This is a genomic window from Streptobacillus ratti (genome assembly GCF_001891165.1).
GTDB lineage: Bacteria > Fusobacteriota > Fusobacteriia > Fusobacteriales > Leptotrichiaceae > Streptobacillus > Streptobacillus ratti.
Window position 1 is genome coordinate 1 of the sequence record NZ_LKKW01000019.1, and the last position, 14,194, is coordinate 14,194.

Annotated in this window: 15 protein-coding genes; 13 read left to right on the forward strand and 2 right to left on the reverse strand. The window is 26.0% G+C overall.

The features are described 5' to 3' along the window. A partial coding sequence (locus BT993_RS07260; protein WP_143604261.1) for a ribosomal-processing cysteine protease Prp occupies positions 1–169 on the reverse strand: 169 nt, incomplete at its 3' end. A 244-nt stretch (positions 170–413) separates the two neighbouring features. On the opposite strand from BT993_RS07260, the gene gatC reads away from it, so the two are divergent. From gatC to BT993_RS04360, 12 genes are all read left to right on the forward strand, one after another. Next, positions 414–710, forward strand: a complete 297-nt coding sequence (gene gatC, locus BT993_RS04305; protein WP_072593394.1) for an Asp-tRNA(Asn)/Glu-tRNA(Gln) amidotransferase subunit GatC — start codon at positions 414–416, stop codon at positions 708–710. Further along, on the forward strand, positions 697–2,142 hold the full coding sequence (gatA, locus tag BT993_RS04310; RefSeq protein WP_072593395.1) for an Asp-tRNA(Asn)/Glu-tRNA(Gln) amidotransferase subunit GatA: 1,446 nt from the start codon (positions 697–699) through the stop codon (positions 2,140–2,142). The genes gatC and gatA overlap by 14 nt, the downstream gene beginning before the upstream one ends. Next, positions 2,126–3,556, forward strand: coding sequence for an Asp-tRNA(Asn)/Glu-tRNA(Gln) amidotransferase subunit GatB (gatB, locus tag BT993_RS04315; RefSeq protein WP_072593414.1), 1,431 nt, complete (start codon positions 2,126–2,128; stop codon positions 3,554–3,556). The genes gatA and gatB overlap by 17 nt, the downstream gene beginning before the upstream one ends. 9 nt (positions 3,557–3,565) lie before the next feature. Then, positions 3,566–5,578 carry a penicillin-binding protein gene (locus tag BT993_RS04320; RefSeq protein WP_072593396.1) on the forward strand — a complete coding sequence of 671 codons (2,013 nt, stop codon included), beginning with the start codon at positions 3,566–3,568 and terminating at the stop codon, positions 5,576–5,578. A 16-nt stretch (positions 5,579–5,594) separates the two neighbouring features. Further along, positions 5,595–7,526 (forward strand): replication restart helicase PriA, encoded by a 1,932-nt coding sequence (priA, locus tag BT993_RS04325; RefSeq protein WP_072593397.1) that lies wholly within the window; start codon positions 5,595–5,597, stop codon positions 7,524–7,526. Positions 7,527–7,541: 15 nt separating this feature from the next. Further along, complete coding sequence (gene def / locus BT993_RS04330) at positions 7,542–8,042, forward strand: peptide deformylase (protein ID WP_072593398.1); 501 nt, start codon at positions 7,542–7,544, stop codon at positions 8,040–8,042. 9 nt (positions 8,043–8,051) lie between these two features. Continuing rightward, positions 8,052–8,978 carry a methionyl-tRNA formyltransferase gene (fmt, locus tag BT993_RS04335; protein ID WP_072593399.1) on the forward strand — a complete coding sequence of 309 codons (927 nt, stop codon included), beginning with the start codon at positions 8,052–8,054 and terminating at the stop codon, positions 8,976–8,978. 12 nt (positions 8,979–8,990) lie between these two features. Further along, positions 8,991–9,659, forward strand: a complete 669-nt coding sequence (locus BT993_RS04340; RefSeq protein ID WP_072593400.1) for a redox-sensing transcriptional repressor Rex — start codon at positions 8,991–8,993, stop codon at positions 9,657–9,659. Beyond that, the gene (locus BT993_RS04345) at positions 9,652–10,509 is read left to right on the forward strand and encodes a bifunctional 5,10-methylenetetrahydrofolate dehydrogenase/5,10-methenyltetrahydrofolate cyclohydrolase (protein WP_083557387.1); all 858 of its coding nucleotides are present in this window, start codon (positions 9,652–9,654) and stop codon (positions 10,507–10,509) included. Before BT993_RS04340 ends, BT993_RS04345 begins: the two co-directional genes overlap by 8 nt. A 105-nt stretch (positions 10,510–10,614) precedes the next feature. Next, a complete protein-coding gene (locus BT993_RS04350) occupies positions 10,615–11,802 on the forward strand; it encodes a hemolysin family protein (RefSeq protein ID WP_425274402.1) in 1,188 nt (395 codons plus the stop codon). An 8-nt stretch (positions 11,803–11,810) separates the two neighbouring features. After that, positions 11,811–12,341, forward strand: coding sequence for an adenine phosphoribosyltransferase (locus BT993_RS04355; protein WP_072593402.1), 531 nt, complete (start codon positions 11,811–11,813; stop codon positions 12,339–12,341). A gap of 518 nt (positions 12,342–12,859) precedes the next feature. Then, positions 12,860–13,414, forward strand: a complete 555-nt coding sequence (locus BT993_RS04360; protein ID WP_072593403.1) for a hypothetical protein — start codon at positions 12,860–12,862, stop codon at positions 13,412–13,414. 48 nt (positions 13,415–13,462) lie between these two features. On the opposite strand, the gene BT993_RS04365 is transcribed toward BT993_RS04360, so the two are convergent. Beyond that, positions 13,463–13,657 carry a hypothetical protein gene (locus BT993_RS04365; RefSeq protein ID WP_072593404.1) on the reverse strand — a complete coding sequence of 65 codons (195 nt, stop codon included), beginning with the start codon at positions 13,655–13,657 and terminating at the stop codon, positions 13,463–13,465. Between the two features lie 152 nt (positions 13,658–13,809). Here BT993_RS04365 and BT993_RS04370 point away from each other — a divergent pair, with 152 nt between their 5' ends. Next, entirely contained in the window at positions 13,810–14,175 is a 366-nt protein-coding gene (locus BT993_RS04370) for a helix-turn-helix domain-containing protein (RefSeq protein ID WP_072593405.1), read from the forward strand. The last annotated feature ends 19 nt before the right edge of the window (positions 14,176–14,194 follow it).

Sequence of the window (14,194 nt, forward strand, 5' to 3'; positions counted from 1 at the left end):
AATCACAAAAAATATATCCATCCCTCATTTCATAATTCAATTTCTTAACTTTTAAAACTTCTATTAATCCATTTAATGTCATAATAGATGTAGCAGAAATTGATGCACAAACTATATCTTTACCATAGTTATATGCTTCTGTATGCCCTTTAATTAAATAGGATACAATTTTTCTTCTTTATTAATTTTTAAAAATGTGTTATTATTAGTCATGGGTATACAGTTCCTTTCAATAGATTTGCTCATTTATGATTGTACTGTATATCCTATTTTTTTTCAATTACTTTTTTGGACATTTACTTTTGGAATTTAGGGTTCTTTTAAACGCTTCAAAAATGATTGAAAAATCTACTTGAATGTGCTATTATTTGAAGTAGACGATTTTAATATATTAGTAAGAAAGTAGGTAGAAAATGGTTACTAAAGAAGAAGTAGTTAAATTAGCAAAACTATCTAAATTATCATTTGAAAAAAATGAATTAGAAGCTTTTCAAAAAGATTTAAATGATATATTTAAATATATGGAAAGTTTAAATGAATTAAACTTAGAAAATGTAGAACCTTTATATAATATTTTAGAAAATGAAGGTAAGATATATAATCATGAACCAAAAATAGAAATGGATAAAAAAATGTTTTTAAAAAATGCACCTAAAAGTGATGAAAACTTTATTTCTTTACCAGTAATGATAGGTGATGGAAATGAATAAGATATATACTTTAACTGCTAGTGAAATGGCAGAATTAATAAAAGAGGGTAAATTAACTTCACAAGATGCAACAAAATCAATTTTAAATAGAATAGATGAAATGGAAGATAAAATAGGGGCATTTGTTTCTATTAATAGAGAAAATGCAATAGAGTCAGCTAAAAAAGCAGATGAGACAGAAATATCTAGTTCTTTACATGGAGTTCCTATAGCTCTTAAAGATAATATAGTTTCTTTAGGAGAATTAACTACATCAGCATCTAAAATATTATCAGGTTATTATGGAACATATGATGCAACTGTAGTAAAAAGATTAAAAGAGGCTAATGTAGTTTTAGTTGGTAAGGCTAATATGGATGAATTTGCTATGGGTTCATCTAATGAAAATTCAAGTGTTAAACTAGTTTCAAATCCTTGGGATTTAGAAAGAGTTCCTGGTGGTTCAAGTGGTGGTTCAGCAGCAGCAGTTGCTGCCTTAGAAGTACCTATAGCTTTAGGTACAGATACAGGTGGTTCAGTTAGACAACCAGCATCTTTAACAGGTACTGTTGGATTAAAACCTACTTATGGTAGGGTTTCAAGATATGGTCTTATGGCATTTGGTTCAAGTCTTGACCAAGTAGGAATAATTGCAAGAACATCTGAAGATGTTGCAAAAACTTTAGAAATAATAGCTGGTGAAGATATTTATGATTCAACTACAGTAGATGTAGAAGTTCCTAAATATTCTGAAATGTTAAATAAGGATATTAGTGGTTTAAGAATAGGGATAGATAAGAATTTCTTTAATGGTCTATCTAAAGAAATTAAAGAAAGCATAGAAAATGCTTTAGATGTTTTAGTGAAAATGGGTGCAAGTATTGTAGATATTAGTCTTGATTATGCTAAATATTCTATTCCAACTTACTATATCATTTCATCAGCTGAGGCTTCATCTAATCTTTCAAGATATGATGGAATACGTTATGGTCATAGAGCAGAAGCTGATAATGTAGAAGACATTTATGTTAAATCAAGAACTGAGGGATTTGGTAAAGAGGTTAAAAGAAGAATAATGATAGGTTCATATGTTCTAAGTTCAGGATTTTATGATGCTTATTATAAAAAGGCATCTCAGGTAAGAAGATTAATAAAAAATGATTATCAAAAAGCATTTGAAAATGTAGATATAATAATCACACCAACAACACCTAATGTAGCATTTAAAAAAGGAGAAAAATCAAATAATCCTATAGAAATGTATTTATCTGATATTTATACAGTTTCAGTGTCTCTTGCAGGATTACCAGCAATTTCTGTACCAGTAGGATTTGTGGATAAATTGCCAGTAGGAATGCAAATAATATCTAACTATTTTAGAGAAGATTTATTATTAAATGTTACACATAAATATGAAATGGAAAGAGGAAAAATTGATTATGAAAGAGTATGATATAGTAATAGGGTTAGAGGTTCACTGCCAATTAAAAACTAAAACTAAAATATGGTGTGATGCTGATGCAAATTATGATGAAAAAGATCCTAATACTTGTATTTCTCCAGTATCAACAGGTGAGCCTGGAGCTCTTCCTAGATTAAATGAAGAAGTTTTAGATTATGCTATTAAAGCAGCACTTGCTTTAAATTGTGATATTAATAAGATAAGTTACTTTGATAGAAAAAACTATTTTTATCCAGATTCTCCTAAAAATTATCAAATTACACAATATTTCAAACCTTATGCAGAAAATGGATATTTAGAATTTAAAAGAAATGATAAAGATATTAAAGTTGAAATAGAAAGAATACAGATAGAAGAAGACACGGCTAAAAGTATACATACAAAACATGAATCTATATTAAATTTTAATAGAGCAAGTATACCATTAATAGAAATAGTTACTAAACCATGTATTACAAATCCACAAGATGCCTATATATATTTAAATAACTTAAAAGAGAGAATTAAATATACTGGAGTAAGTGATGTAAGTATGGAGCTTGGTTCACTTAGATGTGATGCTAATGTTTCTATTAAAGAAAAAGGTTCTAATAAACTTGGTACTAGAACTGAAACTAAAAATTTAAATTCATTTAAAGCAGTAGTAAGAGCTATAGAATATGAAGCAAATAGACAAATGGAATTAATAGAAAAAGGTGAAAGAGTAATTCAGGAAACAAGACTTTGGGATGATGAAAAAGGTATTACAAGACCTATGAGAAACAAGGAAGAGGCTATGGATTATAGATATTTTCCAGAACCAGATTTACCACCAGTAATAATTGATGAGGAAAGAATAGCTAGATTAAAAGAAGAAATGCCAGAATTTGCTGATGAGAAATTAGCAAGATTTATAAATAAATATAATATGTCTGAAGTTGATGCTGGAAATTTAGTTACATCTATTAATCTTGCAAACTATTTTGAAAATTTAGTTGAGGTTTCAAAAGAACCAAGACTTTCAACTAACTGGATGCTAACAGAAGTATTAAGGGTACTTAAAGAAAAATACATTAGTATAGATGAATTTAGTATAAGTAGTGAGAATTTAGGAAAATTAATTATTTTACTTAAATCTGAAACAATAAGTTCAAAAATAGCTAAGGAAGTATTTGAAATAATGCTTAATGAAGATAAAGACCCTAATATTATAGTTAAAGAAAAGGGTATGTTACAAATATCTGATGAGGGAGAAATAGAAAATATTGTTAAACAAGTAATTTCTGAAAATCCTGAATCTGTACAAGACTTTTTAAATGGTAAAGATAGAGCAATTAAAGCTTTAATGGGTCAAGCTATGAAGATATCTAAAGGTAAAGCAAACCCTAAGCTTGTACAAGATTTATTAATAAAAAATATGAAATAAGGTAAATATATGAGCAAATTAGACAGATGGTTTTTAAAAGAAAAAAATAGAAAAAAAATATATTTTATATTTTTCCTTTTATTCTTGTTTTTAGTAATAGTAAGACTATTTTTTTTACAAATATTACATAAAGATTTTTCATTTAATGTGATTAGCCCTATAAGGTCATATGTAAAAGAAATAAAGGCTAAACGTGGGTCTATACTTACTAGTGATAATTTAGAATTAGCCGTTGATTTAGAATATCAAGGCATAGTTGTAGATCCAACATTATTTAAAGATAAAGAAGAAATAGAGAAGTTTGTAGATATAATTAACAAAGTAATCAAAAATATTAAAGTAGAAGAAACTGTTGCTAAAATTTTTGAATTAAAAGAGAAAAATAAAAAATACTATGAATTTAAAAATGTATTAATTAATGTTAGTCAAAGAGATCAAATTGATGAATTAATTAAAGAAGTTAGAAAAAATAATAGAGAAAATTTTAATGCAAGATTTGTCTATTTTACAAGAAAATTCAAGAGAGAATATATAAATAATTCTGTATTTGAAACTATAGTTGGATTTCTTAATAAAGAAGAAAAAGGTGTTTATGGTGTTGAGCATAAATATGATGAAACACTTACAGGAGAAAATGGACAAGCAACAGGAACAGCTCCTTTTTCAGCATCTTTAGCAGAGTATACATTACCGTATTTAATAGATGAGAAAATAGTTAAAAATGCAAAAGATGGGAATAATCTTGTATTAACAATAGATTCTTTGTTACAATACTCACTTGATGATATTCTTAAAGATGCACATAATAAATTTGAAGCAACTACTACTATGGGTATAGTAATGGAAAGTGATACAGGGAAAATAGTAGCAATGAGTTCTTACCCTAAGGCAGTAAATAGAGCAGAAATAAAGAATCATAATATTACCTCTTTATTTGAGCCAGGTTCAATATTTAAACCTTTGACAGTGGCTATGGCTATGAATGAGGGAATAATTAATGAAAATACTTTAATACATTCTGATGGATATATTAAAGTAAAAAATAGGATAATAAGAGATCATGATGATAGTACTAAAGGTACATTACCTGTATCAAAAATAATGGTAAATTCAGGGAATGTAGGATTAGTTAAAATTTCACAAATGATGAATCCAGAAACTTTCTATAACTATCTGCCAAAATTTGGATTAGGTAAAAAAACAGGTGTGGATATTTCATATGAAACTACTGGGTTTTTAATGACACCAAAAGAATTTACGGAAGTTAGAAGATCTAATGTATCTTTTGGACAAGGAATAAATATGACACAGCTTCAAATGTTGGTTGCTTTAAATGCGACTATTAATGGTGGAGATTTAATAACTCCTCAAATAGTTGAAAAAATAGTGGGAGTTAATGGAGAAGTTATAAAAAACTATGAAATTCATACTAAAGGAAAAGTAATTAAAGAAAGTATAAGTAATAAGATTAGAAAAATACTTGAAGAAGTAGTTTCAAGTGGTACTGGTCGTGGAATAAAACTTGATGGATATAGAATAGGTGGGAAAACAGGAACAGCTCAAAAAGCAGGACCTAATGGTTATGAATATGGGAAATATTTCTCATCATTTTTCTCATTTTTTCCAGCAGATAAACCTAAGTATAGCATATTAATTACTGTAGATGAGCCGCATGGTCAATATTATGGAGCTTCAGTTGCATTACCACTAGCTAGGGATATTTTAGATAAGATAATAAAGTATAAAAATGTAACTCCAAGTGAAAAAGTAGTGAAAAATATTTCTGAAATAGAAGTTGTAAAACCTAAAGAAAACAGAAATAAGAAAATAGAGAATATTAAGAATGAATTTTCTATGAATATTATGCCTAATTTAATAGGTGTAACTAAGAAAAATTTATTAGAATTAGGTATAGATAAATACTCTGTTTCTATAACAGGAAATGGAAAAGTAATAAAACAATATCCAGAAGCTGGAGCTAAAATTAAGGTTGGAGATAAAATAAGATTAGAATTGAAATAATAGAAAGGGGAATAAGATGTATTATCAAATATATGTAAAAAAATATGTAAACACATATACTTATGAGTCTGATTTCCCTTTAGATGTAGGAACTTTTGTTGAAATTAATTTTAGAAATAAAAATTTATTAGGTGTAGTTATTAGAGAAAGTAAAAAAGAAGAAATAGGGGATTTTAAAATAAAAAAAATAAATAAGGTTATGGAAGATATGGTAAAAATACCAGAAAGTATATTAAATTTAGCTATATTCATTAATTCTTATTACATCACCGATTTTCATGCTAGTTTTAAAATATTAGGTCCTTATGAGAAAATGTATAAGGAGAAATTATTAGAAATAGAAAAAAAAGAAATAACTATTAATAATAGTATAGCCTTAAATGAATATCAACAAAAAGCATATGATGATATAGTAAATTCTAATGAAAACATTTTTCTATTACATGGAATAACAGGTAGTGGAAAAACTGAAATATATATTAAATTAATAGAAGAAGCATTAAAAAAAGATAAATCAAGTATATTTTTATTACCTGAAATTTCTTTAAGCTCACAAATGGTTAAAGGTATAAAAAAAGTATTTGGTAATACTGTAAGTTTAATTCATAGTAAAATGACTCCAGCTACTAAACTTAAAGAATGGATTAATATTTATTCTGGTAATTCAAGGGTCATATTAGGTGCAAGGTCAGCCTTATTTGCTCCTGTTAAGAATTTAGGATATATAATAATAGATGAAGAACATGAGAATACATATAAACAAGAAGATAATGCAAGATATCATAGTAGAAATGTGGCGATAAAAAGAGCTATGCAAGAGGGAGCAAAGGTTGTATTAGGTAGTGCAACGCCATCATTTGAGAGTTATTATCTTGCAAAAAAAAATATATTTAAATTAGTTACTTTAAATAAAAGATTTAATAATATGGACTTACCAGAAATGGAAGTAGTGGATTTATCTAATGAAAAATCAATGTTGTCTGAAAAATTACTTCAAAATATGAAAGATACTTTATTAAAAGGGGAACAGGTAATATTAATATTAAATAGAAAATCCCATTCTTTGTTGGTTAGATGTATAGATTGTAAAGAAAAAATGGCTTGTCCAAGATGTAGTGTTAATTTAAGGTATTCAAAATCTAAAGATATCTTAGAATGTTCACATTGTGAATATAGAAGAAAAATGTATGATACTTGCCCTTATTGTGATAGTGAAAACTTGGAATTTTTAGGTATAGGAATAGAAAAGTTAGAAGAAGAATTATCAGAATTATTTGGTAGTGAAAATATACTTAGAATGGATTCAAGTACCATGACTAGTCAAAAAGATTTTGACAAGGCATATAAAGAATTTAGTGAAAATAAGTATCAAATAGCTATTGGTACACAAATACTTGCTAAGGGATTTCATTTTCCTAATGTAACTTTAGTCGGAATAATTAATACAGATCAAATTTTATCTTTAAGTGATTTTAGAGTAGGAGAAAAAACTTATCAGCTTGTAACACAATCAGCAGGTAGGTCAGGTAGAGGAGATAAAAAAGGAAAAGTAATACTTCAAAGCTATGTTCCTGATTCAAAATTAATTAATTCAATAATGTCTGGAGATTTTGAAGAATATTTTGAATATGATATGCACATTAGAAAATTACTTAATCTACCACCTTTTAGTAGAATGATTAAAATAATAGTTTCTGATAAAAAAGAAGAGAGAGCATTAAAGGTAATTAAAAAAATACATAAAGATATTACCGAAAATTTTGCAGAAGTTTCCCATATTGAAAAAGCCCCAATATTTAAAATGAATGATGACTTTAGATATAACATATATATCAAAAGTAATAAAAATGAAATAGCAAAAAATAGAAAGTTACTTTTTGCTATAAAAGGATTAAGTAATAATACAACAAGAATTTTAGTTGATATAGATCCTTTAACTTTATATTAGAAAGTAGTGATAAAATTGAATATTTATGTTTACGAAGCTCCAATTTTAAGAAAAAAATCAGATGAGGTTATTGAATTTAATGATGGATTAAGAAATACATTAGATGAAATGGTTAAGACTATGAGACTTGCAAATGGTATAGGACTTGCTGCTAATCAAGTTGGAATAGATAAAAGATTTTTTGTTTTAGAAATTGAAGATGAGATAATAAAGGTGGTAAATCCAGAAATATTAAGTTTTGGAGAAGAAATGGTAGAATTTCAGGAGGGGTGTTTAAGTATACCAGGTATATTTAAGAATGTATTAAGACCTGAAAGCATAACTGTAAGATATCAAGATGAAAATGGGAATGTTATAGAAAGAGAATTAAATGAACTTAAATCACGTGCATTCCAGCATGAATTAGATCATTTAGACGGTATTTTATTCATAGATAAAATAAGTCCTATGAGTAGAAATCTTATTAGAAAAAAATTAGAAATTATGAAGAAGAACAGTAAACCAAGAGAATTTTAGGGGTGAGAAATGAAAACAATATTTATGGGAACGCCAGATTTTGCAATAGAAACTTTAAAATATTTACATGAAAATACAGAACTATTAGCTGTATTTACAAAAGTAGATAAAATTAATGCTCGTGGTAATAAGGTTGTTTTTTCACCAGTTAAACAATATGCACTGGATAATAATATAGAAATAATACAACCTAAGAGTTTAAGAACAGAAGAAACATATGAGATATTAAAAAAATACAATGCTGATTTAATAGTTGTAGTAGCATATGGAATGATAATCCCAAAAAATATTATAGATCTTCCAAAATATGGTATAATAAATGTACATTCCTCATTATTACCTAAGTACAGAGGGGCATCTCCTATACATTCGGCAATATTAAATGGAGATGATAAAACAGGTGTATCTATAATGTACATAAATGAAAAACTTGATGAGGGCGATATAATTTGTAAGCTTGAAACTGAAATATTAAAAGAAGATAATTTAGGTACTTTGCATGATAGATTAAAAGTTTTAGGTGCAATTGGAGTAAAACAAGCTATAGAAATGATGAAAAATAATACAATAAAAGCAACTAAACAAGACCATAGTTTAGCAACTTTTGTAAAGCCTATTAAAAAGGAAGAAACTAAAATAGATTTTAATTTAGATAGTTTAACCATATTTAATAAAATTAGAGGATTAAATCCTTTTCCTGAAGCTTTTACTACTTTAAATGGTAAAGTTTTAAAATTATATAGTTCCGATATTTTAGAATATAGTGGTAATGAAAAACCAGGAACTGTGATAGATTTAACTAAAGAGGGAATAGTTGTTAAAACAGGTGATGGAGCTATAGTAATTAAAGAACTGAAATTAGAGGGTAAAAAGAAACAGAGTTCATTAGATTTTATTAATGGAAGAAACATAAATAAATTAGATATATTAAAATGAGGAGGAATTATAATGTCAAAAAAATATAGTGCAAAGGAAGTCTCAGGTCGAATAATTTCAAGACTTACTCTATATTTAAGTATTTTAAAGGATTTGGAAAGAGTAAAACCAGAAGTGAATTCTATAGAACTATCTAAAAAGATGAATACTACAGCCGTGCAAGTAAGAAAAGATTTGTCTACATTTGGAGAATTTGGTGTAAGGGGAAAGGGATATAATGTTAGTGGCTTGATTAGAGAAATAGAGTCTATATTAGGGATAGACAAGGAAAATGAAGTAATTCTTTTAGGATATGGTAATGTTGGTACCATGATAGCACGCAATACTGATGTTCTAGGTAAAGGATTTAAAGTAACTGCAATATTTGATATAGATCCTAATAAAATAGGGCAAGAAATACCTAATTTAGATATTAAAGTATCTGATGCTAGCAAATGTATAGACTATATTAAAGAAAATAAAGTACATACAGTAATATTGGCAGTAAATAGTGAATTTGCTCAAGATGTAGCTGATGAATTAATAAATGCTGGTATAGAAGCAATACTTAATATGACTGATTATAAATTAGAATTAAATACTACTACAGCTGTTGTAAATGCTGATATTTCAGCTAAATTAAAAGAATTAAACTTTTGGAGAATAAATCCTGAATTAAGAGGAGGACTTAATTTTGATTAAAAGTATGTTAGATGGTCGTTGTGTATCAAATATACTATATGAAAAATTAAAAATAAAATATCAAATCTTAGTAGAAAAAATAGGTAGAAAAGCTGGTCTTGCATTTATTAAAGTAGGAAATGATAAGGCTTCAACTATATATTTGAAAAATAAGGCAAAAAAATGTGATGAATTAGGAATATATCAAGAAACAATAATGTTTGAAGAAAATATAAGTGAAGTGGAATTAATATCTGAAATAAATAAATTAAATAATGATAAAAATATTGATGGAATATTATTACAACTTCCATTACCCTCACATATTAACTATATTTCAGTTATGTCAGCTATAAATCCTAATAAAGATGTAGACGGATTTCATCCTGAAAATGTAGGTAATTTATTATTTAAAGATAAAGGAATTTATTCTTGTACACCACAGGGCATAATGGAATTACTTAATTACTATAACATTAGTATAGAATCTAAAGATGTTGTAATTATAGGTAGATCAAATATAGTTGGGAAACCACTTGCTTTGATGCTTATTAATGAGGGAGCAACAGTACAAGTATGTAATAGTAAAACTAAAGATTTATTTTACAAGGCAAAACAAGCAGATATATTAATTAGTGCTACGGGTGTTCCAAGGTTAATTAAAAGTGAATGTATTAAAGATGGAGCAGTAGTTATAGATGTAGGTATTTCAGAATTTGAGGGCAAAATTTCTGGTGATGTTGATTTTGAAGATGTTATTAAAAATTCTAATGTTAGATATATAACACCTGTACCAGGTGGAGTTGGACCTATGACTATTTATGCTCTAATAAAAAATACTATTAAAGCATTTGAACTTAATAATATGTAATTGAAAAAAAATATATGATATGATAAAATTAATTGAAATATTTTTTTAAAAAGGAGATGTATTAAGATAAATATTAATATAATAATAGCTCTTTTAATAATTTTAATATTCTTTTCTATATTAACTGCATTTGATACAAGTTTTATGTATATAAACAAAATAGAAAAAATTTATTTAAAAGAATTTGAAGAGTATAATAAAATAAGGGTGGCAAAATTTTTAGAAAGGTTAATAAGATATAAAATAACATCTAATATTTTAAGCCTGATATTAATAGCTATGTATTTAAAAATCGTTAATTTTAATATTGGAATATTTTTTGGTTTTAGTTTAGTATTTTTTGCTATATCTATATTAATCTTAATATTATTTCAGATTTTTATAAAATCAATATCGAGGATAGATATATATAAAACTCTGATATATACTATAGATTTTATTGATGTATTAATGATAGCTATATTCCCATTAGTATTAATTATAGAATATATATACAGAGGTATTAGTAGTGTATTTAGTAATGGAGAATATAAGGAAGAAAGAGATTTGACTCAAGAAGATATTAGAAATATTATTAATTATGCCAATAATACTGAAGTAGAAAAAGAAGAAAAAGAAATGATACATAGTATATTTAATTTTACTGATACTACAGTTAAAGAAATTATGACTCCAAGAACCTCTATAATTGCATATGATGTCGAAGAAATTTTAGACAATGTGTGGGATGATATAATAGAACATGAGTTTTCACGTATACCACTGTATAATGAAAGTATAGATAATATTTGTGGTGTTATGTATACTAAGGATTTATTAAAGTGTAAAAATAGAAATGTTAAATTAAAAATATTAATGAAAGATATAGTATATGTACCAGAAACAGTAACACTTACATATATGTTAGAATTTTTCAGGCAAAAACAACAACATATGGCTATAATTATAGATGAGTATGGTGGAACATTAGGACTGATAACAATAGAAGATTTACTTGAAGAAATAGTAGGGGAGATTAGAGATGAGTATGATATAGAAGAAGAAAACTTTAAATCTATATCAAAAAATGTTTATGAGTTATTAGGAGAAACTTTAGTTGAAGAAATTAATGAAAAATATGATTTAGATATAGAAGTATCTGAGGAGTATGATACTATTTCAGGATATATACAATATAAGCTTGAAAGAGTGGCAACAAAAAATGATAAGGTTATCAATGATGAATATATAATACAAGTTTTAAAAGTTGATAATAAGAAAATTGAAAAAGTAAAACTTATTATTAAAAGATAGGAGAGAAAATGAATAAATTAGAAATTCAAAAATTAGATAAAATGATTAGAAGTATCCCTGATTTTCCAGAAAAAGGTATAATATTTAGAGATATTACTACTGCATTAAAGGATAAAGAGGGATTAAAACTAATAATTGAAGATTTTACTAATAGATACAAAAATCAAGGTATTGATTATGTATTAGGTGCTGATGCTAGAGGATTTATTTTTGCATCTGCTATAGCATATAATATAGGGGCTGGATTTATTCCAGCAAGAAAAGCAGGTAAATTACCAGCTGAAACTGTAAGAGCAGAATACTCATTAGAATATGGTACTAATGTTTTAGAAATTCATAAAGATGCTTTTGAAAAAGGTGCTAAAGTTTTAATAGTTGATGATTTATTAGCTACTGGTGGAACTGCAAAGGCTATGGTAGATTTAGTAGAAGAATTAGGAGCAGAAGTATATGAATTAGCTTTCCTAATAGAACTTGTAGATTTAAAAGGTAGAGATGTATTAAAAGGAAAAGAAGTATATTCTATATTAGAATTTTAAATTAATGAGCCACATTTATAATTACCCAAAATTATAGATGTGGTTTTTATTAATTAAAAAATATAAAAAACTCATAATATCAAATATGCTTAAATTATTGACAAAATATGTTTTTTTGGGGTATAACCCGAGTTTCACAAAAAAGTATAAAAAATGGTAAGAAAACTGAGAGTGTGAAAAAAGTTTGTAAATTAGCTCTTCTATGATTTAAAAAGATGAAAAAAGTAATAGTGTTTCTTCAAGTTCTTCAGCAACTGTAGTATCTAATGGAGATGAAACATATTATAATTTTGAAACTAGATTAGGTTTAAATGTTGAATATAAATGGTAGGATAAATATAAAGATGTTAGATTGTTTGAAATTTAAAAATTTTGATAATTTAACATTTTTTATGTAACATTAAAAAATCATTTTAATTTCACCATGTCAAAAAAATTCACAAATAATTATTGACAAATCTTAGAGGGGGGGGGTATACTATTTAAGTAAATATAAATAGTATAATTAGGAGATATGAATGAAAAAATTATTGTTAATAATAGGGTTGTTAATAGGATTAACTTCATTTTCAACAAAAATAACTGGACCAAAACATAACATAATTGTAAATTTTGGAGGAGCATATGAAGATAAAGATAATTATGGAAAGATTATTGGAGTTGATTTATCTTTAGGATTTGCACCTGAATGGAATTACAAAATAAATAAAAAATTTAATATTGTATTTGGACCTAAAATTACAGCCAATGCACTTATATCTATTGATAAAGATAAATTGACATTAGATCCTAGCTTTAGTTCAGGTATGAAATTTGATTTTAATTATAAAGCAAAAGAAAAAATTAAAATATATGCTGGGTTAGAAAATGGTATAGCTATTTTGCCATATGTATATTATTCTAATCCTATAAATGGTACGGAAATGCAATTAACTTATAGATTTGTTCCAGTAGTATATGGAAAACTTTCAGGAGGTGCTAAAATAAATGAAAAATATAATATAGGACTTTATATAGAAGGTAGACACAATAAGAAAGTAATGTCTGGAATAGAATTTGGATATACATTTTAAAAAATAAAAACTCGGTTTATTTATATATTCCGAGTTTTTAATATTATTTTATTCAAAAATATCTGTAAGTTTAAATAATAAATAAACTTGTAATATAAATGTTAAGGTTAATATTATTATAGATTTTAAAGAAAGTTCTACTATAAATAAAGGAATAATATTAATTATTAGTGTAAATTGTAATATATTAAGTACTGTTTCTAATAAATATTCTAAATTTGCTTTTTTTAATAATGCTTCCATAATTTTATCACTCCATTGTTTTATTTTTATAACACTAATATATCATATTTGTTTTAAAATTGCAACAATATTTTTGAAAAAATAAAAAAATGTTGCTTTTTTTTAACTTAAATGATATAATGTGTTATATTATTAAAGCTGGAGGGAAGTTTATGATGGATTTGGGACAAACTTTAAAGAATGCCAGAGAAAGAAAAGGATATTCATTAAGAGAAGTTGAGGCTAAATTAAATGAAAAGGGAATAAGTTATGCGCATACAAATATAAAGAGAATAGAAGACGGAGAAAATAATAAAACACCTATAAAAGTTTTAGCAGGACTTTGTGAAGTTTATTCATTAGATAAAATAAATATTATGAATTTAGCTGGTGCAAATATAGAAGAATTTGTAGAATTAGATGATATATTAAAAAAAGCAACTTTATTCTTTAATGATAAAAATGTAAATGAAGATGATAAGAAGAAACTTTTAGAAGTTATGAATGAAATGTTTTATAAGTCTAAATTTGATAAATAAGCTAGTGTCTTAAAACTGA